The 24,396-nt window shown below is 52.0% G+C and carries 29 protein-coding genes; 12 read left to right on the top strand and 17 right to left on the bottom strand.

Going from position 1 to position 24,396, the window contains the following annotated elements:
- Positions 1–165 precede the first annotated feature (165 nt).
- Positions 166–516, bottom strand: a complete 351-nt coding sequence (locus E4631_RS24650; RefSeq protein WP_133660011.1) for a hypothetical protein — start codon at positions 514–516, stop codon at positions 166–168.
- A gap of 384 nt (positions 517–900) precedes the next feature.
- Positions 901–1,488, bottom strand: coding sequence for a hypothetical protein (locus tag E4631_RS24645; protein WP_133660012.1), 588 nt, complete (start codon positions 1,486–1,488; stop codon positions 901–903).
- A 409-nt stretch (positions 1,489–1,897) separates the two neighbouring features.
- Here E4631_RS24645 and E4631_RS24640 point away from each other — a divergent pair, with 409 nt between their 5' ends.
- Together E4631_RS24640 and E4631_RS24635 are read left to right on the top strand one after the other, a co-directional pair.
- Positions 1,898–2,566: a hypothetical protein gene (locus E4631_RS24640; protein ID WP_133660013.1), complete on the top strand. Its 669-nt coding sequence runs from the start codon at positions 1,898–1,900 to the stop codon at positions 2,564–2,566.
- A 300-nt stretch (positions 2,567–2,866) separates the two neighbouring features.
- Complete coding sequence (locus tag E4631_RS24635) at positions 2,867–3,319, top strand: hypothetical protein (RefSeq protein WP_133660014.1); 453 nt, start codon at positions 2,867–2,869, stop codon at positions 3,317–3,319.
- A gap of 116 nt (positions 3,320–3,435) precedes the next feature.
- Here the strand turns inward: E4631_RS24635 and E4631_RS24630 are convergent, their stop codons facing one another.
- The 7 genes from E4631_RS24630 to E4631_RS24605 all read right to left on the bottom strand — a co-directional run bounded on the left by E4631_RS24630 (position 3,436) and on the right by E4631_RS24605 (position 7,191).
- Positions 3,436–4,797, bottom strand: a complete 1,362-nt coding sequence (locus tag E4631_RS24630) for a hypothetical protein (protein WP_133660015.1) — start codon at positions 4,795–4,797, stop codon at positions 3,436–3,438.
- A 131-nt stretch (positions 4,798–4,928) separates the two neighbouring features.
- Positions 4,929–5,090, bottom strand: coding sequence for an IS4 family transposase (locus E4631_RS24625; RefSeq protein WP_166648263.1), 162 nt, complete (start codon positions 5,088–5,090; stop codon positions 4,929–4,931).
- Between the two features lie 19 nt (positions 5,091–5,109).
- The gene (locus tag E4631_RS24620; protein ID WP_133660017.1) at positions 5,110–5,490 is read right to left on the bottom strand and encodes an IS3 family transposase; all 381 of its coding nucleotides are present in this window, start codon (positions 5,488–5,490) and stop codon (positions 5,110–5,112) included.
- A gap of 25 nt (positions 5,491–5,515) precedes the next feature.
- Positions 5,516–5,782 carry a transposase gene (locus tag E4631_RS24615; protein ID WP_133660018.1) on the bottom strand — a complete coding sequence of 89 codons (267 nt, stop codon included), beginning with the start codon at positions 5,780–5,782 and terminating at the stop codon, positions 5,516–5,518.
- A gap of 151 nt (positions 5,783–5,933) precedes the next feature.
- Positions 5,934–6,398: a recombinase family protein gene (locus tag E4631_RS24610; RefSeq protein WP_240735224.1), complete on the bottom strand. Its 465-nt coding sequence runs from the start codon at positions 6,396–6,398 to the stop codon at positions 5,934–5,936.
- Complete coding sequence (locus E4631_RS26710; RefSeq protein ID WP_240735226.1) at positions 6,364–6,507, bottom strand: hypothetical protein; 144 nt, start codon at positions 6,505–6,507, stop codon at positions 6,364–6,366. The genes E4631_RS24610 and E4631_RS26710 overlap by 35 nt, the downstream gene beginning before the upstream one ends.
- A gap of 9 nt (positions 6,508–6,516) precedes the next feature.
- Complete coding sequence (locus E4631_RS24605; RefSeq protein ID WP_133660019.1) at positions 6,517–7,191, bottom strand: hypothetical protein; 675 nt, start codon at positions 7,189–7,191, stop codon at positions 6,517–6,519.
- A 467-nt stretch (positions 7,192–7,658) separates the two neighbouring features.
- Here E4631_RS24605 and E4631_RS24600 point away from each other — a divergent pair, with 467 nt between their 5' ends.
- Positions 7,659–8,702, top strand: coding sequence for a YhcG family protein (locus tag E4631_RS24600; protein ID WP_166648264.1), 1,044 nt, complete (start codon positions 7,659–7,661; stop codon positions 8,700–8,702).
- Between the two features lie 92 nt (positions 8,703–8,794).
- Here E4631_RS24600 and E4631_RS24595 read toward each other — a convergent pair whose 3' ends face one another.
- Complete coding sequence (locus E4631_RS24595; RefSeq protein WP_133660020.1) at positions 8,795–9,535, bottom strand: hypothetical protein; 741 nt, start codon at positions 9,533–9,535, stop codon at positions 8,795–8,797.
- Positions 9,536–9,959: 424 nt separating this feature from the next.
- Here E4631_RS24595 and E4631_RS24590 point away from each other — a divergent pair, with 424 nt between their 5' ends.
- Positions 9,960–10,601: an NUDIX hydrolase N-terminal domain-containing protein gene (locus tag E4631_RS24590; protein ID WP_135318664.1), complete on the top strand. Its 642-nt coding sequence runs from the start codon at positions 9,960–9,962 to the stop codon at positions 10,599–10,601.
- 159 nt (positions 10,602–10,760) lie between these two features.
- Positions 10,761–11,702, top strand: coding sequence for a hypothetical protein (locus E4631_RS24585; RefSeq protein WP_135318663.1), 942 nt, complete (start codon positions 10,761–10,763; stop codon positions 11,700–11,702).
- 223 nt (positions 11,703–11,925) lie between these two features.
- On the opposite strand, the gene E4631_RS24580 is transcribed toward E4631_RS24585, so the two are convergent.
- Complete coding sequence (locus E4631_RS24580; RefSeq protein WP_133659064.1) at positions 11,926–12,612, bottom strand: hypothetical protein; 687 nt, start codon at positions 12,610–12,612, stop codon at positions 11,926–11,928.
- A gap of 244 nt (positions 12,613–12,856) precedes the next feature.
- Between E4631_RS24580 and E4631_RS27150 the strand changes: the two genes are divergently transcribed.
- From E4631_RS27150 to E4631_RS24570, 3 genes are all read left to right on the top strand, one after another.
- On the top strand, positions 12,857–13,801 hold the full coding sequence (locus E4631_RS27150) for a DUF6794 domain-containing protein (RefSeq protein WP_368028013.1): 945 nt from the start codon (positions 12,857–12,859) through the stop codon (positions 13,799–13,801).
- A 234-nt stretch (positions 13,802–14,035) separates the two neighbouring features.
- Positions 14,036–14,290, top strand: coding sequence for a hypothetical protein (locus tag E4631_RS24575; protein ID WP_133659063.1), 255 nt, complete (start codon positions 14,036–14,038; stop codon positions 14,288–14,290).
- A 200-nt stretch (positions 14,291–14,490) separates the two neighbouring features.
- Positions 14,491–14,757, top strand: a complete 267-nt coding sequence (locus tag E4631_RS24570; protein WP_133659062.1) for a hypothetical protein — start codon at positions 14,491–14,493, stop codon at positions 14,755–14,757.
- Positions 14,758–14,890: 133 nt separating this feature from the next.
- On the opposite strand, the gene E4631_RS24565 is transcribed toward E4631_RS24570, so the two are convergent.
- The 3 genes from E4631_RS24565 to E4631_RS24555 form a co-directional block, all read right to left on the bottom strand.
- On the bottom strand, positions 14,891–15,310 hold the full coding sequence (locus E4631_RS24565) for a hypothetical protein (protein ID WP_133659061.1): 420 nt from the start codon (positions 15,308–15,310) through the stop codon (positions 14,891–14,893).
- Between the two features lie 186 nt (positions 15,311–15,496).
- The gene (locus E4631_RS24560; RefSeq protein WP_133659060.1) at positions 15,497–15,787 is read right to left on the bottom strand and encodes a hypothetical protein; all 291 of its coding nucleotides are present in this window, start codon (positions 15,785–15,787) and stop codon (positions 15,497–15,499) included.
- Positions 15,787–16,587: a ParA family protein gene (locus E4631_RS24555; protein WP_133659059.1), complete on the bottom strand. Its 801-nt coding sequence runs from the start codon at positions 16,585–16,587 to the stop codon at positions 15,787–15,789. The genes E4631_RS24560 and E4631_RS24555 overlap by 1 nt, the downstream gene beginning before the upstream one ends.
- A 5-nt stretch (positions 16,588–16,592) precedes the next feature.
- On the opposite strand from E4631_RS24555, the gene E4631_RS26340 reads away from it, so the two are divergent.
- From E4631_RS26340 to E4631_RS24540, 3 genes are all read left to right on the top strand, one after another.
- Positions 16,593–16,796, top strand: a complete 204-nt coding sequence (locus E4631_RS26340) for a hypothetical protein (RefSeq protein ID WP_135318662.1) — start codon at positions 16,593–16,595, stop codon at positions 16,794–16,796.
- A gap of 631 nt (positions 16,797–17,427) precedes the next feature.
- Entirely contained in the window at positions 17,428–18,606 is a 1,179-nt protein-coding gene (locus tag E4631_RS24545; RefSeq protein WP_166647923.1) for a replication initiation protein, read from the top strand.
- Positions 18,607–19,091: 485 nt separating this feature from the next.
- Positions 19,092–19,589, top strand: a complete 498-nt coding sequence (locus E4631_RS24540) for a hypothetical protein (RefSeq protein WP_133655557.1) — start codon at positions 19,092–19,094, stop codon at positions 19,587–19,589.
- A 1,069-nt stretch (positions 19,590–20,658) separates the two neighbouring features.
- Here E4631_RS24540 and E4631_RS24535 read toward each other — a convergent pair.
- From E4631_RS24535 to E4631_RS24525, 3 genes are all read right to left on the bottom strand, one after another.
- On the bottom strand, positions 20,659–21,237 hold the full coding sequence (locus tag E4631_RS24535; RefSeq protein ID WP_133655556.1) for a recombinase family protein: 579 nt from the start codon (positions 21,235–21,237) through the stop codon (positions 20,659–20,661).
- A gap of 20 nt (positions 21,238–21,257) precedes the next feature.
- On the bottom strand, positions 21,258–21,698 hold the full coding sequence (locus tag E4631_RS24530) for a hypothetical protein (RefSeq protein WP_133655555.1): 441 nt from the start codon (positions 21,696–21,698) through the stop codon (positions 21,258–21,260).
- A gap of 296 nt (positions 21,699–21,994) precedes the next feature.
- On the bottom strand, positions 21,995–22,432 hold the full coding sequence (locus E4631_RS24525) for a hypothetical protein (RefSeq protein ID WP_133655554.1): 438 nt from the start codon (positions 22,430–22,432) through the stop codon (positions 21,995–21,997).
- Between the two features lie 1,432 nt (positions 22,433–23,864).
- Here E4631_RS24525 and E4631_RS24515 point away from each other — a divergent pair.
- On the top strand, positions 23,865–24,227 hold the full coding sequence (locus E4631_RS24515; RefSeq protein ID WP_133655553.1) for a hypothetical protein: 363 nt from the start codon (positions 23,865–23,867) through the stop codon (positions 24,225–24,227).
- The last annotated feature ends 169 nt before the right edge of the window (positions 24,228–24,396 follow it).

Genomic DNA, 24,396 nt, shown 5'->3' with positions numbered 1-24,396 from the left:
ATACGAGCTCTATGGCTCCCAAACGTCCGAATCTTACTCCCCTCTTTTCCGGCTCAATTGCCGCAAATACGGCAGGTAGGCAAACATAGGATAAACGTTCGTTTAAGAAATGTGACAAGTTTGACAGCAGTCTGGCCTTCTTTTCAAAGCTCCTAAAAGCAGGTACTAGGGCAATGGAAGCGCTGCATTGATAAGACCTAGGTAATGATGGCTAGCCGCTGGCTCACCAGCTGCGCTAGCCGCCTGCTGCGCATATGTCTGGCGAGCAAGCAGGTCTTTGCTTTCTATCTTGTAAATCAGCCGATTGCGATAGTATTCAGTCAGCACTAGTAGGGCCTGGTAAAAGCCGCTCACCGTGCGTGAGCAGCGAAACTCAGGAGCTATAGAGCCATTTGTATCCGTATAAAAATCCACCTCCCCGGAGGCGCTTACTGTAAAAGTGCCGTTTGCTCCTGCTGCTACCGTCAGGGTGCCATCCGATAGAAAAGGCGCCTCGAAAAATTGAATATCGCCCATGATAGTTACGCTTACTAACTCATAGCTAGCCAGTAAAGCATCTAGTTCGGTATGGGTGAGTACAGGTAATAGGAGTACATGCTCCCGTCGCTGGGGAATGAACTCCTGTTGCAGGGAGGGATAATCTGCGGGGTCAGGCCAGTACGGTGCACATTCAGTAGCGGTAGGTGCTAGAGCTGCTAGAGCTGAGACAAACTCACTAGTTGTCATAAGTGGTTACTCTATAATAGGATTCAGCGGTAAAGTAAGCTGAGCTTTTTGACTGCTGCTTATCTTCATTTCGTCCCTTCACATAATGTATCTTCGAGGACACATCTCAGAAAAGTGGTGTTTTACATCTACCGCGACAGTTAACCAGTTGTAGAATTTTAACTGGACGGATGGTTAATAATCAGCTCGCACTTTGCCTAGCCATTTGCTAAGTTGCTCTCTAATCACGGCCTTTTCTTCCAGTGATATGACTTGTTTCACTGGTAGCGCCCAGTGAGTTGCTTCTTGGAAGTGGATGAGGAAGGCAAATTGCTTATCGCCAGACATTTCGGAATATAATTCGAGTACGCGCCCCTGCTGGACATAGTAAATCATTCCATCCCGTCCGTGCGCGCAATAGTAGAAGCCATCAATTCGCCGCATCTGCTCGACTTTATCTTGCCGCCGCCGCTTAGCCGTCCAGCTCTCCACACGGCAGTAGCGCGCGCGTGCTGGCAGATTTAATCTACTGGCAATTTGCTCCAAGGCTATCCAATACTGCTCAGTAAAGCAGTGCCCATTCCCCTCGACTAACTCTATTAAATTCTGCAATGCCAACTCGTGCTCTTGCTGTGCCAAAAATTCGACGCTACGCCTGAACGGTGGTTGCGCTTTACAATGGTCGGGAACGAGGTCCAGTTGCTGCTGAAGCAGTTCTTCCACCGTCCCTTCTGGGATGGCGTTTGGAATGGCTGATTTTTTGAAGAAGGAGAAAAGTCCCATGCTTAGTAGGTAGGCAGTTCAACACCGTACAAGTATACAGTAGTTAGTTGCTGACGTTCAGTACTCAAGGTTGTTATAGCTACTCCTTTTACGTGTTGCAAACGACCCTTTGCAACACGTAAAAGAAAGCAGTAGGCGTATCCGAAAAGCACGCCTTGTTGAGCCCCCCCGCTGGCTAAGCCTGCCCAGCCACCTCCCTGGGCTAGCTCGGTAGCACCTGGTAGGTATTAAACCTAGGCACCTATTTAGCCTGTTGGACTACGCTCGCCACGTGGCGTGAATGGTAGCCCCCCCACCTATTTACTACCCTGTGAAGAGGGATCGGTAATAAGCTATTCCTAGCCTATTTCGGTTAATTTTCGGTTACCTGATAGGTACAAGTAACCAAGCAATGGACTTATCTTTGGCCATGGCTTACCGTAAACGCCCCGCTACTGCCCGCACCTGTGTCCACTGCCACGACGCCTATGAGGCCGTGGATCGCCGCCGCCTCTACTGCGGCGACTCCTGCAAGGTGCAAGCTTGCAAAGCCAAACGCCGGCGGCGCTTAGCCGCCAAGGCATCTGGCTTGGCCGCGCCCAGCACGCCGGTGGCTACCCCGACGACCCCTACCCCCAGCCCCCAAACCCTGGAGTGGAACCTACAAAACCTGGCCGTGCTGGGCACCGCCGCGGCCCTGGGTAATCTGGGCGTCAAGGTAGGCGAGCGGGTCGTGGAAGGCTTTACGCAGCCCAGCTCAGCGGTCCTGCCCGCCCTACCTGCGCCCCCCCTGCAACTAGTCGACCCGCTGAGTTGGCTGCCCGCAGGTCTGCTGACGGCCAACGCGCCGCGCGTGTCGCTGGAGTCATCGGCCCTGGGCCGCCCCGTGCTGTTTGTCGAACTGCGCTACCTGGGTCACCTGCTCTATTACCAGCCCAGCCAACGCCTGCTGCTCTGGCGCGCGGCGCCCGGCAACCTGCAGACCCTGGGTGGACCCGATGAGGTGGCCTACGTGGCCGAGCAGGTGCCCTGTGACGCGTATGGCGAGAGTGTTGCGCCGTCGCTCGGCACGGGCAGCGAGCTACAAACGCTCGGTTAGCGCCTGAACGCGCTAGCCAGGGGCCCCAGCTTACCATAAGGGGAATTATAAGACACAATTTTACTCAACAGGGCTTCTTCAAAATAGCTTGTCTCCGATCCAATTCGGTTCATCCTTTAGGGAAAAGAATACAAGCTATTGAGCGATTTGAATTGCATCAACCGCAACCGCTGTATGTCCAGCGGCGATTGGTGACCTATGCCTTGAGTAAGCATAAATTTTAACACCTTGGGCGGGCACAAGCGGTATGGGTGCCAATCTAGCGCTGCCCAAATCCACCCGCTGGTGTAGCTTTCGAATATGAAAAAGCTGTTACTTGCGGGGGTGTTATGGGCGGGGCTAGCAACTTTAGCCGTGGGGCAGGTGATACAGTTCACGGGCCTTGTGGTGAGTGGCGACAGCCTGGTTGGGGTGCCAGCCGTTGAAGTAAGAGTACCCCATACCCGCCGCCATACTGTTACGGCCTATAACGGGTATTTCTCGCTTCCAGTGCTGGCTGGCGATAGCATTGAAGTGCGCGCCTCCAACTCGATCACGCGCCTGCGCATCCCCCTTGACTACCCACGGGCTAGTTACTCCTTATTAGTGAAGCTCCAAGCAGATGCACAGTTCATGCCGCTGCTTGGAGCCGGTTTTGCCCAGCGCTTTCGCGAACTTAAGTTGCCGCCCCCACCCACAGTTGAAATGCCCGCCGTTTCTACGAAAGCGTTGAGACCACTTATTTATGATACGAAAGGCAGAAAAACGAATTGATTTCTACGCTTGGCTCCCTGCTCATGCTCCTTGAAGCCCACCGCCTGGTCTTAGCGCGCTGCTGGCGTCGAGCCAAGCCGATTCTAAATGACTAGTGCCCACCCTATCTCGTGGGGCTATAAGCTCTGTTTCAGTAATTCGAAAGCAATGTTCCCAGCTACGCCATAACCAGCATTTTTAGCCAGCTCAACCATCTGCCAAATAATAGAAGGCTTTTCTTGTCTAAGCGTACTCAATGCATTAGTTACTTCCACTTGGTCAGCCGCAGCGATTCCTGACATAATATTATACTCTAGACTGCTAATTGCCAGTATAACTTTCTCATTCCCTTGAGCTTGCAGTATTAAATCTTTAAAAAGACCACTAGCTTGATTTAATTGAGCGAGTTGCAGTCGTTCACTACTACTAACCTGTTTAATAACAATTTTTGTCATTAGCTTCATTTGCTGCTTCATCTGCTTGCCTTGCTCAGCGAATTGTTCTCTTAGAACACTAATATCACTAGACAAATGAGCGTTAAGTTCTCTTGAAATCCGTAGCTCCATATTGGCCATATCAAGTTTCGTTTTTAAGGCCATAATCTGGTAAGGATTGTCCAGCAAGCTTTCTGGCGCTTGTTTACCAGCGACAACTAAAAAATAATTGGCTAACTCTTCTCTAATAGTATCAATATTACCGGAGGGCAGCTCGACATGCATCAAGACAGTGGTACCCTGTTGTTCAATGCGCACTTTGACGTTTAGGTCTGGATACTTCTGTCGCAGCACTTCGCTGAAATAAGACAAAACACTTATCCCTGCCTGAGTATATTCAGGAGCAAACTCAAGACTTCGCTCTATAATATTCCTTCTATCCTCTATAAGTAGAGGGACTTCCTCAACTTGGATTGGTGTGTGCTGCTCATATTGTGAAAAAAATAATATAACGAACGGAGCACCATACGGAATAGGCGAAAGGGATTGTATTTTAGTGCGGCACTGAGATTCATTGAAAGGAAACTGATACATTAAATCATCTCTACTGCCAAACAGGTTGAAAAACCCATTTTCTGGAACTAATAAGATAGATAAATCAATAATGCCTTCCCTAACATTTTTGGGATTAGTAATAAATATTAATTGGGATAAATCGCTAGCTTTTGATTGAGTTGCAGTTAAATAGGAAATAGTTTTGTTTTTAATATTAGCATTTCTATCTACTATTCGAAGCCAATTATTATTGTAATCAAAATACCTGCTCAGCCATTCATTATCATTCCAATCTGAATTCGGTTTAAATAAGCTACTCCATAAATTATCTAAGTCCCCTATTTCTAATTTTTTGTCTCCAAGCGTAGTTAATAGTTTAGGAGTCTTTTTGCGTCCTAGAACATAAGGCTGCATTTCAAGCAGAGTGGCTTGGATAGCTGACCAAGCATCAGGTTTTTCTATTAAAATATCCCAACCATTATACAAGCTAAGGGCACGAGCTGGATACATGTTGTGGCTGATTAAGAGAATAAAAGGAATTTCGAAGGTAATTGACAACTACGCAAAAGCCCCGACCAAAGCTTGTACTTACCCAAAACCGAGAAAAGCGCCGGCCGAGAGGCCAGCGCTTTTTTTGGGCATTAGTCGTCCAGTAGTTGGGCCGCTATGTTGACGCCTTCCACGAGTAGGCGCAGGCTGCGACGGCCCAGCCAGAGGGTTTGCCAGCCGGGCGGGCCGTCGCCCTTGCGGCCTAGGTGCCCACCGAGCGCCGCCAGGCCAGGTAGGTGATATCGCCCACCCAAATTTGGTTGGGCGCCGTCGCTACGGGCCAGGTGGCGAGCTTGTTACAGCGGCAATGGCCTGCGGGTCGGCCTGGGTGGTGCGCAGGGGGCGAGTACCGGCCCGGGTGTAGAGCGCTCGTAAGCCACTGGCGCTGAGCCAGCCGCGCAGCCGCTGCCGGCACACCGCATGGCCTTCGCGCCGCAGTTGGGCCCGTAGGCGGCGCTGGCCGTAGCGGCTGGCATGGATGGTGAATACGCGGTGGGCCGCTACTTGCCCGGCGGCCGGTGCAGGCTCGGCTGCCGGGCTGGGCGCACGCTTGCGCCAAGCGTAGTACCCGCTGGGGCTGACGCCCAGCAACTGGCACTGCTGGCGCACGGGCCAGCACTGGGCATGTAAGGCAACGAAAGCGAAGCGTTTCATCGGCCCATCGGTTGCGAAAATATCGTCAGCGCTTTTTTAAAATATCGCGCTTCATCTCCGCTCGGGTCAATTGGGCACGTAAGTGCTTGTTTTCCTGCTCCAGGGCCTCACTGCCTGCGGGGCGGGATGCGGCGCGCACCCATCGTCCGAGCAAGGCCTCGCTCATGCCCAAGGTCTGGGCCACGCGTGTGGCTGCCTGTCCATCCTGGCTTACGCGGCGGACCGCTTCGACCCGAAAGGCCGCATCGTACTTGTTTCTGGGCCGTTTGCTAGCTGGGTTTTCTGCTTCCATGACAAGGGAAAGTTACTTTCTCCGGGTCCATTTCTACCCGACCACCTCAAACATCATAATGAGCATGATAGTAAATAGGTTACGTAGTGCTACAAAGCACAAAAAAGCCCTGACCTATGTCGGGACTTCTTGTGTAAAGGTTATAATAGCGCTACTCGACCAAATACCTGTGCATCGTCGCCACTGGTACCCCCGTTGCTATCTGAATCTTCTTAAAGCTGAGCCCCTCTCCGCGTAGGCGGCGCAGTTCCGCTACCACATCGTCAGCCAGGGTGGGCCGGCCGGGCTTCTTACTGCTGCGGGCCTGCCCGGCCTTGATGCGCTCAGAGAAGCGTACCCGCTCCTGCTTGGCAATGGCAGCCAGAAAGCCAATGATGGCTTCCCGAAATAGGCCGGTGCTATCCAGATACTGCTCGGTAAAGGACTTAGACTGCACGCCGGCCGCATTTAGTTTTTGAAAGTGGTTGAGCGTCTCGGTCACACCTTCGCGGCTGAAGCGGGCGAGGCTCCAGAATAGAACCACGTCGAAGCGCTGTTGGTGGGCATCGGTGAATAGCTGCTGAAATTCCGGACGCTCGGCACTACCCCCGCTTTCCTGGTCGCAGTACTCCTTTATAGATGGAGTAGCCCAGCCGCTCAGTAAAGGCGCGCAGCTCGCGGAGTTGGTTCTCGTCGGTCTGGCCCTTGTCTTTAGTGCTGACACGGGCGTCGATAGCGGCAGTCATCAGAGAGCATTAATTAGTCTTGGTAATGAAATCAACTACAGATTGCTCCATTATTTCCACTTGTTTTTTGTCGTATTCATTATAATGGCCATGAGCTGCTTTATTTCTTAAATCCAACCAACCAGTTACGCCCTTATGATACAGCCTACTATAAATACCTGCGCCAGCAAGGTCTGCATTCATTCTGTCTGCTGTTTTAGGTATATCCTTCCCATCTTTATGCACAGCAATATCTATCCCATTTCTATTACATAATTGGCGAAGGTGCTCTTCTAGTACTCCTCCAATCATTACTGCCGCCGGGTCTTTATAGCCTTCAACAAGCAGGTAATTAGCCATTTCTAAAAAGTCCGTAAAAATATCTGCGGCAACTATATTTCTGACCGTAAAAAGCCAGCCACCATCAAGCTCTTGCTTAATCGCTCTTAAAACGCCTATTCCTCGGTCAACTGAATTCAGACTTTTAGCCTTGTCGTATGATACAACTTCCTCAAATTCTTTATAAAATGTGTGGTTCTCACCAAATACATTTTTAATAAATGATAAAGAAGCAGCACGAAATTCCGAGAACCCCTTGCTGTTGACAAAGACGTTACCAAAGTTGCTTTGCTGCACACTCCTTTCAGCGTTCTTACCGAGAGTGAGTAGTTCATCTACTCTTGTCTTAACAGTTTCAATATTCATCCGGCAGTAGGTTATGATTTCGTTCGCAAACCTACTGTAGCTGTTGCAGAACACCCCCGCTTGCTTGACAGGCGGTTGTATGTGGTACCGAGACCTATCAAAAACAATCCTATGGCCATTCTGCGAGCTTAATTTGGGCGCTACTGACTCGGTATGAGGCACTCGCTTGAGATTTACAACAGCCACTACTGTTTTTCGAACAAATTCCTACCCCCGCCAAGGGCCCAAAACCTGCGTTTTTGGGGCCCTTGGCGGGGGTAGGAATGCCTTCCCATTCAAAATAGCGTTCTTTTTTGAACGCTCTAAGCACCCCGCTCAGCAATCTTGAAACGTCGTTTTCTGACCCGTTTTTCAGGAGCGTATCTTGAACACCCCTACCAGGCCTTGGTAGTGCTACTCTTCCTACTTTCGGCCTACCGAAGTATTCCTCTTCCGGGTGTACTGGTCCGTTAACCGGTCTATTTGCTGTGTCGTCTCCTTCCTCCTTTGCCCTTCCGGCCGATTATTCCCAGCTGCTGGCTCAACTCACTACCCGCATTCGCGACACCCAACTGCGGGCTACGTTGGCCGTCAATGCGGCCTTGGTGCAGTTGTATTGGCACATCGGGCACGAGATTCTCAGCCGTCAAGACCAGCAAGGCTGGGGCACCAAAGTGGTCGCCCGGCTAGCGCAAGACCTGCGGCGGGAGTTTCCGAACCTCACCGGGCTTTCCCCGCGTAACCTGCAGTACATGCGCGCCTTTGCCAAAGCATGGCCGGAAGCCGAGTTTGTGCAACAGGTTGTTGCACAAATTCCCTGGGGACACAATGTGCGCCTGTTAGAAGTGGTCCAGGACCCCGTGGAGCGCGCCTGGTACGTGCAGCAAACGATCGAAAATGGCTGGAGCCGCAATGTGTTAGCCCTGCAAGTGGAAAGTGGCCTCTATCAGCGGCAAGGTCGAGCCGTCAGCAACTTTACCCGCACCCTGCCCGCGGCGCAATCCGACCTGGCGCAGCAAATTCTCAAAGACCCTTACACCTTCGACTTTCTCAACCTCGGTCCGCAAGCGCAGGAGCGGGAGCTAGAGCGCGGCCTGTTAACGGATGTACGAGCCTTCTTGCTAGAGTTGGGTAAGGGGTTCGCGCTCGTCGGCAGTCAGTATCACTTGGAGATTGGCGGGCAGGATTATTACCTAGACCTGCTCTTTTACCACCTGAAGCTGCGCTGCTTTGTCATCATTGACTTGAAGATGGGCGAGTTCAAGCCCGAGGATAGTGGCAAGATGAACTTCTATCTGGCCGCGGCGGACGACCTCTTACGTCACCCGACCGACCAGCCAAGCATTGGCCTGATTCTGTGCAAAACGCAGAACCGCGTGGTGTCCGAGTATGCCTTGCGCGGGATGAGTCAGCCCATTGGCGTGGCGCAGTGGCAGCTCACGCGCGCCTTGCCGCCAGAACTACGACGGGATTTGCCCACCAGCGAAGAGGTCGACGCGGCGCTCAATACCGACGATAACGAGGCTGAATAAGCGTTACAGCTTTGGCCTACTCCGCAGTAGAAAATTAGCTGTTTTGGTGTCTTATAATTGCTTATCTGTTAAATTGAGCAGAGGTGGCCCAGTTAGCCAAGCGTTTTTAACTCCCAGCCGGCCCCCAGGTGGGCGGCTTCATGCGGGCCATAGTCGTCACAAGGTGTCTGCTCGGCTACGAAGGCCACCTCTTCTGCGGAGTGCACGAGCTGTAAATCGCCGGGCGCGGCGCGCCAAAGCAAGAGGCGTTGCGTGGGCTGATAGTAGAGCGTGTGCCCCAAGTAGCGCAGGTGCACAAAGACGACGGATTGCCCGCTCTGCCCTATTTCCAAGGGCACGCGGGGCGCGGTCGCGGTGAGCAAGCCCGGGGGCAGCCAATTCAGCGGATCAACCAGCTCCGGGGTGGTAACGGGCGTGGCTACCGAGGGAGCGGGCTTCTTTAAACCCTGCGCCACCCGCTCGCCCGCTTTAACCCCCAGATTGCCCAGCGCCGCCGCGGTCCCGAGCAGGGCCATGTTGTGCAGGTTCCAGGCTAAGGTTTGGGGGGTAGCCTTCGCAGTGGGGGTAGCCGAGGTAGTCCCGTCTGGCAACGTGAAGGTTGGGGTTACCCCTGACGTGTTCGTGCCCAGCAAGGACGAGGCCGTGCTGGGCTGCTCGGGCTGCGGCTGGTCCGTCTGCGGCTGTTTGGCCAGGGCGAGCGCGCGGCGGCGGCGCTGACAAGCCGATACTTTACACGAGCTTGAACAGTAGAGGCGGCGCCGATCCACGGCTTGGTACGCCTCGTGGCAGTGGGCACAAGGGCGCGTAGTGAGGGGGCGTTTATGATAAGCCATAACAGGAGCAGGTATAAATAATGGTTAAATGTAGTAACAATTAACCGAAAATTAGCTACTAAAACCTGCCGACAGGTGACACAGATTCTTTTAGGATGACCAACCTTGCAAGTTTAGGAGCTAGTCCCAGCGGCTACGCCCCCCTTTTACGCCTTCAACAAGCAGGGGCTGCCAGGTAGCACTACCCCCGACGGCTAATCCGATTGCCGGATTGCCTCCCGCCTGCGGATTTGACAGCGGCGCTCGTTTCGCGGGCCGCTCGTTCCCTTCCGAGCGCGCAGGAACCAAGGTGCGCAACAGGTGCGACCGGGTTCCCTGTCTGGCACTGCTTGCGTAGCCGGGGTAGCCTCACCTCCTCCAAAGGACTTGGGCCGTAGCCCCTTTATTTGCGTCCCCTTCCCTCCCCTCCCCCCAACTCCCTTCCATGACACCCTCGGCTCCCGATTGGCTCGGCATTGCCCAACGCTTGCAGGCCCTGGCCCAAGCAGGCCTCGCCTACGCCCCCAACGCCTTTGATGCCGAACGGTATGCAGAGGTACAGGCCTTGAGTCTGCAACTAATGGCAGGGTTGACCGGCGAGCCCGTGGCGCAACTCCAGACGCTATTTGCGGGCGAAACCGGCTACCCCACCCCCAAAGTAGACATCCGCGCCGTGCTGTTCCGCGGCCGGGACGAAATCCTGCTCGTGCAGGAGAAACTCGACGGCCATCGCTGGTCGCTGCCCGGGGGCTGGGCCGACATCGGCTATACCCCGTTTGAGGTGGCTGTCAAAGAAGTGCGCGAGGAAACGGGCCTAACCACGGAAGCGGTGCGGTTGCTGGCCTTGCTGGACAAGAAACAGCACGCCCACCCGCCCCAGCCTTGGTACATCTATAAAGCCTTTGTGCTGTGCCGCCAGGTCGGCGGCAGCTTGCAAGCCGACACGCCGGAAACGGCGGGGGTGCGCTGGGTTCACCGCCAGGAATTGTCCACGCTGGCCTTGTCGACGGATCGCGTGACGCGGGCCCAACTAGAGCGCCTTTTCGCCTTTGCCCACGAGCCAGACCTACCCACCTGGTGTGATTAAAGCGGTCCTGCCCAGTGCAGGAGCCTTGTCACAGTACTTAATCGGTCCGTGCTAACACGTAAAACACCCCTTTTACGTGTTGTAGTCCGTCGTTTACAACTTGTGAATTTTAAACCACCGTTTAGCTAAACGCTTGGGGACTACGACGTATTTTGTCGCATGAACCTTCTACGCTTTGTTATGCTCCTTGGGGCGCTAATGGCTTATTGCTACACTTGGGGTCAGACCGGCCGGCCCAAAAGCCAAATTGCTGCCTTGGCCACCGACACACAAGTGCTGGCCTTGGTCCGGCCATTCGGATGGGAATTTGAGCAACTCGTGCTCGGGGACTCCGCTCGCTCAGTGTACCAGCCATATGCTCGCACGGCTTTTCGGTGGCAGGGAAAAACCTGGCACCGAGCTGATTTGGACGGAAACGGGTGGCTGGATTTACTGGTTGTGGGCCGGCGCCGGGACATTCCCTTTGTCTTTTGTGTGCTGGATTCTGGCAACAACCGGCTGCGCATCGTGCGTAATTTTTACAGTGCCCTCGACGAGCGCCAGCCTATGGCTCGGGTGGTGCAAAAGAAGGGGAAATCACTGTTGCAATACACATCTTTCGCTCGTCGCCGGGGAGCATCGGGCGAATTAACGGGCCGCCGAACGCTGCTACTCGCGTACAAAGGCGGTGGATTTATTCCATACGAACGCCAGCCCACTACCCACCGCATCCGGAGCCTTACTTATACTTCCCGCCTATATTACCACGGGCAGCACGATATCCAGGTGGCCATCGATTCGACGGGCCTGGCCCGCTACTCCTACCGAAGTGCTGCCACGGGCGACACCACCGTGCCCACGAAGTACCGGCAGCAGCAGCTCCGCCCGGACCAGCAGGCCGAAGTGGCGGAGCTGTTGAATTACGTGCGGTTCGCGTCCTGTTCGTCCCGGTACGGCACGGGCAATGAGAACCACCGGCCCCGCGTCACCCTGTCGGTGACATATGAGGGGGGGCTCAAGACTATTCACGATTCGAGTGGTGGTGGGACGCTTGGCTTGGCGCAGGTCTACAATTGGCTAGAAGCACTAGCGACACCCCTAACGGGAGTAAAAGAAAATTAAGCAATTAGCAACAGATAAGCTCTATTGAAGCATTGTCCTCGGCAAAGTACCACACCGAGCGTAGCAGCCAGCGAGGCTAAAACCCGCACTTATTTCCAGACTTGTCCGAGATGACTTTTTATGTTAAACGACTATTCTAAGTATCACCCTGCTACTTAAGAGAGATAGTACTTGCTTAAATCATATTTCAGTACTCGACTTCAAGCTAGTTACACGTGCGCGCTCACTCGGGGCGTGGATACAATTCTCTCCCAGAAGGATCAAATTCTAGTAAGCTTTCATGTAGCGCGTTAATGGTGCGGGTCGGCTGGCCTTGCTCATCCACCTCAAATAAGGCCCAATCAGCTAAGGGAGTATCACTTTCATTGCCAACGTCTAGCGTTTGACAGACGTGAAATAAGGCCTCAAATTGAATGACTCGAACTAGGTCAACGATGCTTTCTAACCGCACCCCCTTGGAAACCATTTCCTGCACAGCGGTAACTAATTGCGCGCCAGGGCCGGAAGAGACAGCAGAAGTCGAATGTAATTGCGCCTCTACCCAATCTGTCGCCGTTTCGGGTAGCCAGTCGGTGCTTATGGCTTTCAAAAAGCTAAAGCGAGCCAGTTGATTTTTCCCCTCCTGCACCTGTGAGCGCGCCCATAGCTCTGGGTTAGGAGCTCCGGCTTCCCGAAATACTTCTGTTAAGGCTAGGATTTCAGGCGTATCAGGAAGCGGGTTCGGTAAGGGCATAGCAGAGAGATGCGTTTCAGCGCCGTGAGGACTGCGGTGAATTTCACCCAAATAAACCGTTTCTTCGGCAGAATTCAGCTTTCGAGTAGCTGCTAATAAATCCTCTGTCTTTATAGCTGAGCTTGTCACGTTTCTTAAACGAACGTTTAAGTAATGACTATAGTAAATAATAGTCATTACTTGGATAAGCCTTTATCTTTTGTGATACACTCACTTGCCATTTTCTATGGTATTAGTTGTTAATCACATACTGATTCTGACAGTGGTTGCGAATTAGTACGCCACTATAGTGGGGCTGTGGTAGATGGACTGTATAGAATGCTACTAGCCTTCGAGTGGACTGGTAGCATTTCTCGAAAAGATAGCAGCCAGCCCTTTTAGCGCGTTTATTGTCGTAGTTAATGTAAAGCGTCGGCTCATAATGGTACTGAAATATTTACTGTTGATAGTGCTAGGGCCCCTCCTTTGCTGGGGTACCACGCCGGTCTTTAGCACGCGACCCCACCCGCCCATCCCCCTAAATCTTACCGAAGCCAATCGGCAATTGGACCTGGCCTTTACACCCCAGGTCAAGTCCAAATTCAGTCGGCTTCGCCCGCGCGACTTGCTGGATGTTCGCCACCTGTATGTGCTAGATGACTGGGGCATCGGGGAATGGGGCGCGGACAGAAGCCGGGAGGGTAGTTCCCTAGTACGCTACCTGGACACGTTTGTGAACAACAACCAAGAATCCTGGGGCTATCAAGGCTGGCAGGCACGGCGGTATTTGGTGCTTTTGTCGTACTTGCGCTACTTGCATCGGCAGCCCTTTGACGTGGCAATTGAAGCGCGCCGAGTAGACCGGCAAGGTGATTCGGTTGCCGTGGTAGAGGCCAAAAGGCGCCACCAGGACCAAGGCGCTGATTCACTGGATGGAGTCTTCATCCCGCGTAACCTGCCGGAAAGCGTAGCTGAGCTCGACCGTCTGTTAGCCGACAGCGTGAAGCAACGTGTCCGTCAACTGCGTGAGCGGGATGAACTGGAGGACTTGGCCCCCAGCCTGGGGATGTGGTTATGCAGCCATTGGGGCTTGTACACTGGCTCCCGGCTGGAACTCCACTTGCGACAACTGGGCTATGAGATACCTGGTAGGATGGCCGACATAATAGTACGGGCTTACGGAGACCACCTGAATAGGAAAGAGGTTATTGATTCCACCTACCGAGCCCCCAAGCACCATGATGCGCTGCCCTCACCACCGCCTCCCCCTCCCCCAGAAGACCCAGCAACAGCGCGCCCAGGATACGACGGTTCGGTCGGATATCGCCGCTTTTTGCGCACTGGACGGATAACTGATTTTAAAATTATCCCAGCCGATAAGTTGTAGCGTGATTGCTTCTCTATTCCATACGTCAGCGATTACTGTCACATAGCTCATTAAGGCGCACCTTATGGACGCACCCTTTTTCGGCTTCCTAACCCCCGCCACGCGTTAGAATCGCACTTGCGGCGGACTTTCTGAGCCACTTGCTTGGAAAGGGGCTTTTTGAGCTACCCCGATGCCTTACTCTGTCACACTACTCAACTAACCAACTCAGCAAATCAACCATATTCTTGAACTATGGAAATGCTTTACACTAGTAGGCTTTTTGCCGCTGAACTGCTCGTGGAAGTAGAACGCGGACTCGTCCAACTTGACTCGGCTTTTGACCCGGTTCGGCTTGGTCATTGGGCTACGGGCAGGTACTTGGCTTACGTGGGAAGGATGGAGGAGGGTCTGGCGGATAGGATGCAGACCATTCAACTGCTCGAGGATGGGCCGGAATTTGAAATGAGCATTGACCAGATTCGCGCATTTGCCAAAGCCATGCTGTAAGCTATTACGCTCGTTTTGCTGAACGGCCACTCGGCCACTTACGGCTCGATTGTAAGGTTCTCAAATCGACCAGTGAATCTATTGTTCTGAAGGCCGAGCAGCGTTCGAAAAACCTCCTGAAAAAAGGCCCAAAAACTTGCGTTTTCGAGGCCGTTGGTGTGGGTAGCAAAGTCGTTCGAAAAACAGTAGGTTTGCGAACCATGAATGTATTCCACTTGGAGAACCAGATTCAGCCTAAGCTCGCTGTGCAGTTAGAGCCCTGGGCGGAGGTGTACTACCTGCGCCGAGGTGAAACACTGAAGCTGGAACAGCCACCGGAGTTAAAGGGAGGCTATCATGTCATTTTCTATGAGGCAGATTCAGTATCCATCTTAATTGATGGAGAATTTGACTATCCACTCGTTTTCATTGATGGCAAAGAAGCAACACCATTCAATGATTTCGTAGTCTATCCCCAAGCATCATAAGTGTTGCGCGCCCCTCCAAAAAACGCTCGTTTCTTGGAAATCTATTACCAAAGCCTCAGGGGCCCAGATAGGCCGATTTTACGAGCACTTTTGTATACCCTTTTTCGTAGGATAGCCCTCGAACGTTTTTCAATTAATGCCGGTATCCACTAATAGGCATCAGGTGAATCTGATTTTCTAGTGAGGTGCTCTGCTGGTGGAAGCGACCCAGAGCGCCGGCTAATAAGAGTTGGTTGTGGGAGTTGTATTCCATAGCGGCTAGCAGTCGGGCGTAGTAGAGGCGAATTGTGGTCATTTCATCGAAGGCAATGCGTAGTCGGTGCGGCTTATGCTTCCCTAAGGAGCGGGGTTGCAAGTCCGTCAAGGCCAAGGCTTGCAAGCGTTGGGTGAGCTTGGCCAAGGGTTTTAGGCTCAAAGCTTCGGGGGTGGTCCAGCGCTGCTGGTCAATATCGCGGTACAGCAGCTCCTGGTAGACGGTGTTGAGCGCAGTATAGAGCAGCACAGCCATACCAGTATCGAGTTCGACACGGCGGCTAAGATGAGGCAGCTTCATGAGGCAGGTAGTAACTGCTTATTAAACGCAAATGGAATAACAGCCAGTGAGGAGTGGCAATCGAGGGAGTTCTTGCAGCAATAGCCTTGATTAATTCGGCGTGCACTTCACGAGTATTCCCTTCCCTACCCCAACAAGGCAGCTCCAAAAACGCAGTTTTTCCAATTTAAAAATGATTTTCAATACTTATTCCTCATCAGGAATAGCCTTGTCACTTTCTGGCTTACTGTCAAAGAACATCCTTAGTGCCGCATTCACTACATCCTGCTTTTTACGCTTGCCAGGAGCCCAGTATAAGTATTGCTCCAGTCGCAGCGCGTTAGATTCTGTGATAACTGAGCTGAACGCACTAATCTTTTCTTTACCCTCCTTTGCTGGAGCAACTGGCTTATCAACCTTGCTTACTTTTTTCACAGAGCTAGTGCCGCTAGTGCCAAGTAATTGGTTGATAGCATCAGTATTTTTATTGCTAGCCATTATCGAGTAGTGAAAGAGGTAATGAGGGAAGTAGTAAGGGCCGCATAGTCTTGAGCGGCATTGCTTTGGGGGTCGTATTGAAAGATAGTCTGAGCTTGCCCCTGGGATTTTACAATGGCTGAGTCACGCCGAATAGAGGGCAGTATGGCTTCTTCGCCGTACTGCATAGCCAACGCTTGCATGACAATGCTATGGGTACTGTTTTTTTGCTTGGGGTTGTAACGTGTCACAGTCACACCGGCAAAACGCAATTTTGCATTTAGTCCTTCCTCTACGCCATCAGCTAGTTCTGTAAGGGTAGATAGACCAGAGAGGGCGAACAACTCTGGCTCAGTAGCGATGAGATAGGCATCAGCGGCTACCAATGCCATCACAGTGAAGGTTTGGAGCGAGGGGGGGCAGTCAAGCACGACGTAATCATAATCGGATGCGACTGTGGCCAGTGTTTGTCCCAGTCGATATCGCCACATTTTCTGCTGTGGTATCAATGCCTCATATTGGGCTAGACCAATGGCTGATGGTGCCAGGTGCAAACCGGACTCGGTTTCCAGTATAATGCCATCCAACGACTTATCTATGATTGCGTGCCCTATATGTTGCTCGACCTCTGTACTACGACCAATAAGATTTTGCGTCATATTGGCTTGAGGGTCTAGGTCCACCATAAGCACCCGTGCACCATGCAGGTGGTGCAGCGCCCCACCAATGCTCACAGCAGTAGTGGTTTTACCCACACCGCCTTTGTTATTGGCCACAGCTAATACTTGCATATATATCTGACTACTGAGATTGTGCTTCATGTTTCTTGGTAGAAAAGAAAAACTTTACTCAAAAGTATTACAAGATTACCAAGATTACCAAGATTACCAAGATTACCAAGGCTACCAAGGCTACCAAGGCTACCAAGGCTACCAAGGCTACCAAGGCTACCAAGGCTACCAAGGCTACCAAGGCTACCAAGGCTACCAAGATAATATTGGCCTGTATCAAAACCTACCAGTTCAGCTAATCGGTGAGAATTATTTCCACCTTTGCTACCGATTAACTATTTCTCTATATTAGCTTAATCTTCACCCCAATTTTGTAGGGAGTTGCGCTTCTTTTGCAGAGTATTGTAGGGACTAAAAAGAGGCTTTTTACTAGTCTACAAGGTATATCAACCCCAACTTTGTAGGGAGTTGCCTCAAGCATCTAAAAACAAAAAAGGCCTTCCTATGCTCTAGGAAGGCCTTTTTTGTGTGTATCCTACTCAGAATTTGTTTAACTCCCTACAAAGTTGGGGTGGCCGCCGCCGTCCCAACTTTAGACTACTCAACGTCAGCGGTCAACAGCCTAACAAATAGAAAATTCAAAAAAACTGCTCAAGAAACTAGTAGTTTACTTTCTTTATTAAGTTTATAGTTTAAGGGTGCTGTAACAATTTGAATTACAGCTTATTATAGAGGTAACTCCCTACAAAGTTGGGGTTAACCCCCTACAAAGTTGGGGTCAACTCCCTACAAAGTTGGGGTCAACTCCCTACAAAGTTGGGGTCAATGGGCAGTTTTCACCCTACAAAGTTGGGGTCAACTCCCTACAAAGTAAAAATCTGTAGGGAGTTGTCATTGTTGCAGCTACATTTGCCATACTGCTTCCGCCCTATGAATCTTGTGCCCACGCCCTCGTTAACACCTAGCGCCCCGTTAGTTGTACAGCATAATGCACTCATTAATGCGCGGTTTCAGTTTGGTCCGTTAGAAACGCGTCTGTTCTTGCACTTGCTGGCGAGTATTGGGAGGAACGACACCACTTTTGGCTTATGTCGTGTCGAAGTAACTGAATTGCTGGGCGAAATGAACAGCCAGAATACGTATAAGCTGGTTCGAGAAGCCGTTGAAGAGTTTGCCACACGTACTATTACCATCGAACAGCTCAGTGCAGTAGGTCGCCGTAGTCGTCAACCTGACTTTGTAGTACTACCACTGCTTTCTATTGCGCAGTATAAAGGTGGAGAGGGAGCAGTAGAGGCTCGCTTTAATGATGCAGTGGTACCCTATCTGTTGGAGTTGCGTGATAATTTCACGAAAGCACAGCTCACAGAGCTACTAAAGCTAAAGAATCCATACTCTCATCGCATTTACTGGTTACTACGCGAGTATTCGGCTTTTGGGCAGCGAGTAATCGGACTCGTCGACCTGAAGGCAATGCTCAAGCTTGGGCCAGGATACGACCGCTGGGATAATTTTAAAACTCGCATCCTCGACCGTGCTCAACAGGAGTTAAAAGAAACTGACTTGCCTTTTACCTATGAATTAATCCGGCATGGTAAGGCAGTGAGTGAAATACGTTTCTTGTTTGCACCTGCTCCTGAACAACTATCAACTCCGCAACCACCTACTAGTGGCTGGGAAGCTGCATTACTTGCAGTAGGTGTCGCGGGCAAAAGCCTTGCTGCGATAAAGACACAACTCGAAGCTGGGTACTATGACGAGGGATACATCCACTACGTACTTAGCCGGGTAAGCGACCAAGTGCGGCAAGGTAAAGTCAAGAAGCAGGCTGGGGCCGTGTATAAAGCACTAGCTGATGGGTATTTCCTAACTGATTATAATAAATCACAGACTGCGCCTGTAAATAAGCCTAAGGTCACTACTCAGCCAGCTGTTATCGCTAGACAACGTGAAAAGCTGAAAAGCGAACTGGAGGATTTGCACAATTCGTTAAAATTTGTGAGGCAGGCATCAGAAGAAATCTATACAGGTACAAAGCGACAGGAAGTTGCCGCTGAGATAGAAGCTAAAATAGCTGCTTTGCAGCAGCAGTTACTATCACTGAAGTAAGGTGGCTATAACGTTGTAACTATCTGTAAACCAATGTAATTTATAGTATAAAATAGTATTTGGCCCCAATTTTTAGGCCTTTATACCATTATAAACTACTTGACATCCAGCCAGTTAAGGGGTTTAGTTTAGCATAATGCACGTTCTCGGACAAACCTCGAAATAAGTGCGGGTTTTGGCCCGGTAGCTGGCTGGCACCTAGTGCTGGCCAACTGCTGGGCGTTCGCAGAAAGGAGCGAAATATTGTAAGGCAGTTGGTTATCGTACTTCGTCTTCGTTAACGACCCTCCGCTCAGAGCCATATGAAATACGCTGCTGCTTCGCTCAATTATCGGACTATACTTATCTACACCGCCAGTTCCCTCCTGCTGATGTGCGGGGCGTGTAATCAACAACAGGTAGAACGCCGGCCAATAGTCGTAGAACCCTCTACAACGGTCGCAACACATCCTTCTACATCGTTTCAGCCTATATCCTATCGGCTTATGCAACTCGAAGGATCCTCCTTTCTAGACAGTTTACGTACCCTTCCGCGCGCCGACAGTACGCTTATAAAACCCCTCATGACCGGGGTTGCCGAGTTTGACAGCGCAACCGTCTATTATCGCTATCGCACGTTTGCGCTCGGACCCAATCGCGCCGAAGTTATAGCAGCTATCACGGATTTTGACGGAATCACTGGCAAGTTGCAACTGCTTCTGTTCACGCCTGATAACCGGTGGATTACAAACGCAAACTTGGCTTCGTACTTCGATGGCCACGGAGCTACTCAGGATTACACATCGGTACAACTGACCCCGACGACATTTCACCAGCAAAGCTCGACTGAGGAACTGATTGAAAAGCCAGGCAGGAAAGCAGGACAGGATCCCGAGTGGTTAGTAGGCACTACGACCGCACACTACCTATTACAATTTGATAATAACCGGTTCATCAAAAAGCAACTTGATAGTACTTACGTTATTACGCCTTATAAAAAATAGGGGACTACAGGCATTTGCATACGATTTATATGCATATAATGAGCATTCCTAGTTTATTAAAACGGTGATTTAAGCAAGGTATCGCCTTTACCTATCTATTCCACCTCCTCGGCTGTACTGCTGCGCGGCCTATTGGATGCGCTGCCGAGCCACCTGACGCTGGGCTTCCTGCTCTAGTTGTGAGTAGAGTTTCTTTACCAGCCTATCGAAGCGTTTGCCTTTTAAAAGACCTCCTCAAGAAAGGCCCCGTTCTCCGAATTCATCCGAGTTTTTGCTTTGTCACCTTTTTTAAACGAACCTCTTAAAAGGTGACAAGCGAGCGGCCCAATAAGAAAGTGTAGCTGGCATCTGTTACGCGCACAGGCAGTAGCTTCCGGTCATGATTGGCCACTTTATAGATCGCTATCCAAACGGGCGCCTCACCTACCAGCAAACGAGCTTTTTGGAGGTAACCACTGAGGTGGAAGGCACCGCATTGACTTTATCGGCAAGGTTACCGCTCGTCTCAAGCGGGGTACTTATGGCGAGCTAACTTACTCGACAAAGCACCCCGCGTTACTGCATTATAATGAGCCGCTAAGCTTCCTAACGGTGCGTACGGCCACGAGGCTACCCGCAGAGTTTCTTGTGGCTTACGAACAGTGTATTGCGCACGCCACGGCGGGCTGGCGGCAGTTTGCACCCAGTTGGAGCGGGGTTCATCCGGCTACCCTCGCCCTTCGGCTCTCCCATGCCGCTACCTATAACTGGCTCAATGGCACATTTCCCGACTTTATCGCCCAACAACTCGTTGCCCTCAGCCAGCACTACCAACTGGCGGTTACGTGTATGCCGCAGCAACACTGGCCTACCCAACCCGGAAAAGCAGGTGCTCCCTTCGCCCTCTTGCGCATTGGACCTAGCTATGTTATTGCCCACGACTTCTATGTGAGTACATGTGTAGGCAGTGCCTACTTAGCCGCTGCTACCTCCTGGCGGTAGCGGTTGACGCTGGCGCGGCTGACACTGGTCAACGGGACAAGCTCGACCACCCCTTAACGCCAGGGTGCGTCTTGCGGTAGTCCACCTCCTACTTAGTGAGATATTTGGCCACCGTACTGGCGGACATTTTCATCGCTTTACCGATGGCGTAGTTCGATAGACCGCTGTCTTTGAGCCGGTGAATCTGCGCGATTTGCGCGGGACTCTTGCCGGGCGTGCCCAGCTTGACGCCGGCCGCCTTCTTCTTGGCCAGCGCCGCTTTGGTGTTTTCCGATATCTTGATCAGGTCCTGGGCGGCGATGGTGGCCAGCATCGAGACAATGACGTCGCCGAAGGGACCCAGCGAGTCGAGGTAGGGCTCGGTGAAGGATTTGTAATTGACGCCGTGGTCCTTCAACTCCTTCAGGTAGCGCAGCGTGGCCAGGGCGCCCTCGCGGCTGAAGCGGTCCAGGCGCCAGAACACGACCAGGTCGAATTTCTGCTGGTAGGCTTCGAGCAGCAGGACCTTAAACTCGGTGCGGTCGGCCTTGCCCCCCGACTCCTGGTCGGTGAACACTTTATAGAGGGTGCCGTGCTGCTGGGCGAAGGCCCGCAGCTGGTGCAACTGGTTCTCCGTGTCCTGGCCCTTGTCTTTGGTGGACACCCGGGCATAAATGGCGACGCGCATGTCCAAGCTTATCTAGGGGCTTAGTGGGCCGCTGCGAGGCCAGCACTCTCTTTGCGGCCCTCACTCACCGGGACCTGCTGCAGATGAGGGCGGCCCACGAGAGCGCCCATGCCGATCGTACAGCGAACGTAGTATTCCCGCCCGGGCTGCACGTCCACCGTGATTTCCTCGCGTGATTCGGTTTTGGCCCATACCGTAACCGGGCCGGGCACGACGCGACGCACTTCGCCTTGGCTACCATTGCGAGCCCGGTACTTCACCGAATCGCCTACGTGCACATCATAGCCAATCATAAAGCCCGTCATCTTACCCGGACGATACAAGTGGAGCAGCGCATAAGGCGTGCCGGCCGGCAACGCGGCCGAGGAACTTTCCTGGGTGAGGGGGGCGAGTTTGGGGCTACAGGCGGCCAAAGAGACCGCGCAAAACGCGGCCAGCAATAAATGGTAAGAATGAGGCATGGACAAAACTACCGCCCGTCTTGGTAAAGGCCTCTTTTACCATCCAAAAAACGGTGTCAAAAAAACAGCCCGGAAACCTGCGTTTTCGGGGCTGTTAGAGCACTCTCCAGACTAGTCCAGGAAACGAGCGTTTTTTGGAGGGGTAGGATTTTACGAGACTCCTCCTTTCGAGCCATTTCGTGAACGAGGAATCGTAGACGAGTTTCTTAAACTCGCCCCGACCTGGCAGTGGCCCACTGATATCTGGTGCCGGTCAGTTGCCGAGCATTTACTTAACAGAGGGTAAAAAGTGATGACTATTGCCGGTACTCGTCCAGAATGGCCCGCCGAAGCTGTTGATTGAACCGGCCTTCGTGCTTGACCAACGCCGATACCACCGAATCCTGCGTGGCCACCTCCGTCAGCCCTATCTCGATGGCCGACACGCCTTGCTTGCTGCGCAGAACACCAATTGGCCCGCGGTGCGTAAACTGGGTGACGTAATACAGCCCTTCACCTCGCCGGTTGGTCACGATGGGGTAGTAGTAAAACCGTTTGAGTAGGGCCAATTCCGGTTCCCCCACACGCCCGGCCCGGTACAGGGCGGTAGCGAGCAGCTGTTGTTGGTCCGGTCCGATGGCCCAGGTGAGCAGCTTCTCGGAACTGGCCTCCCGTTTGTGCTGGACCACTTGGGCCGTGCAGCTGACAACAAGGAGTAGCAGGCCAAGTGAAAGAGTGGGCAGAGAGCGTGACACTGAGGGACTGGCTAAAAGTATGCGCGTAAGTTCACGGAAACGGTCGTTTTAGTGAACGGCTAGCGCCTTATTGCGAAAACCACCGTTTTGTAGAGGTCAAGCAGCCAACCAGAATGCCCTACTGCCCTGAGGGGAGTTGCACGTCTGTCACAACGATTTCTGGCCGAGGCTCAGTCCAGGGAGCCACTGCGGCCATGTTGTAGTACTCATACCGGGTTTTCCACGGCGTTTGCTGCGCGTAAGGCACGAGTTGGTAGTGAAACTGGACCGTCCGCCCCACGCGGTACACCGCTGTGTCACCCAGGCCGAAAACCTTCGCTTCAGCGTACGGGTGGTTGGCCTTCCCAGGTACTGAAAGAGGGGCTAAGTCCACCACCCAACGCGGGCGAGGATTGGCCATTTGCTGGTCAAACGTTTGCTCTACTCGCAAGATGTGACCTGTTACTAGATCAGCAGGAGAAATCTCATCTTGCTTGTGACAACTGTTGCTCATTATAAGCAAACTGAGGCTGGACAGTACAAGTGGTGAAGAGGCTTTCATGATAGGCGCGCTAATGTACACCAACCGCTAGCAGTTTGGCAGCTATCGTGATGATACTATTACAGGGGTAAGACGTTGCATCCTTACTTAAATGTGATGCGTTCGAAACAGACTGTTTCTCGAATGGCTTTCCTACCCACGCCAACGGCCCCGAAAACGCAGATTTTTGAGGCTGTATGCGGGAGGGTTTTTCGAACGCTCTTTCTTCTCTAACAAATGGGCGCTTCTGCAGCCCAAAGCCGCGGTTCCCGGAAACGAGCCTATCTTTTGGCCATGTTTTCTTGGAAGAAGGCGTTACTTGCCAGCAGCATTCTACTGGTGGATTTGGTCATCCTATTCGGGTTGAGCGTCCTGATGATGGACTACGACGATGCTTACGACGGCCCGCCAGCAGCGTATGGCGCCTGGCACACCATGACCCCCTTTCAACGTGGGGTATCTGCTAGCCATAGCCTGTGGCTAGGCGCGAACGCGCTAGCTTTAGGCGCTTTAGTGCATTGGCTGATAAAGAAACGCCCACAGCGTTCGGCGAGCAGCTAACCAGCCATTATAGGATGTGGGTAACGATGCAAGGAAATGGTGATTTTGATTGCCATACTAACCAAAAGGACCGCTGTACGCAACGAATTGCCGGTCACCTGGTAAAATGAGGGGAGGCTCCGAAAGTCCCCTTCCGAGCGCTTGGCTCCGAAAGTCCCCTGCAAGTGCGTTTCCAGCGCGTAGAGAGGGTTGAGCAAGTCGAAAACCAATGGGTCCGTATGGTGCGCCATACTGATACCCCAAATGAGCCAACGGCAACCCCGTTTCCAGCTCACTAAGTTTGTCAAGTACACTTTGCTGAGACATGTTCAGCAACATAACATTAAATAGTGCCTCCGTTAACTTTCGGCCATGATTTTATTCGTATTTGCTGCATTTGCTATAGGAGTTTTTTTATTCGTTCTGTTCTCGATTTACTGGCTGTCAAAGGGAACACGCTACCGAAATGGTATTCAAGCTTGGATAGGTACGTTCTCATTAGAAATATTTATTTTAATGTTTATTCATGGCCAATACGTGCCATTACTTAAAATAACTATTTATAATGGGATTCAATATATTGTTGGATTCACATTTGGAATAGGCCAGGCATTAAATGCACTGGCTCATGGCCGTCGGCCCGATATTATGTTGCTGCTGCTATTACCACTGCTGCCAGCCTTAGTTGGCCTCCGATATGACAGGCTTCGCCGCGCTCACCAAATTTCTAAGTGACAATAACCTTCGCCTGCTGACCGATTAACGATGCTGCCACTGGTGCTGGCCGGCCCTATAGTGAGTCATTTGATGAACGGTGTTAAAAGTCAAGGATTGAGGGCAAGTTTTGACGTAAAATTTGCTTGATAGGGCTGGCCCGACTTGACAATGGCAAAGGCTTGCTTGA

The organism is Hymenobacter sp. UV11 (assembly GCF_004684095.1).
GTDB lineage: Bacteria > Bacteroidota > Bacteroidia > Cytophagales > Hymenobacteraceae > Hymenobacter.
Note: the sequence above shows the minus strand (reverse complement) of the source record. Positions and strands in the feature narration are given on the sequence as shown.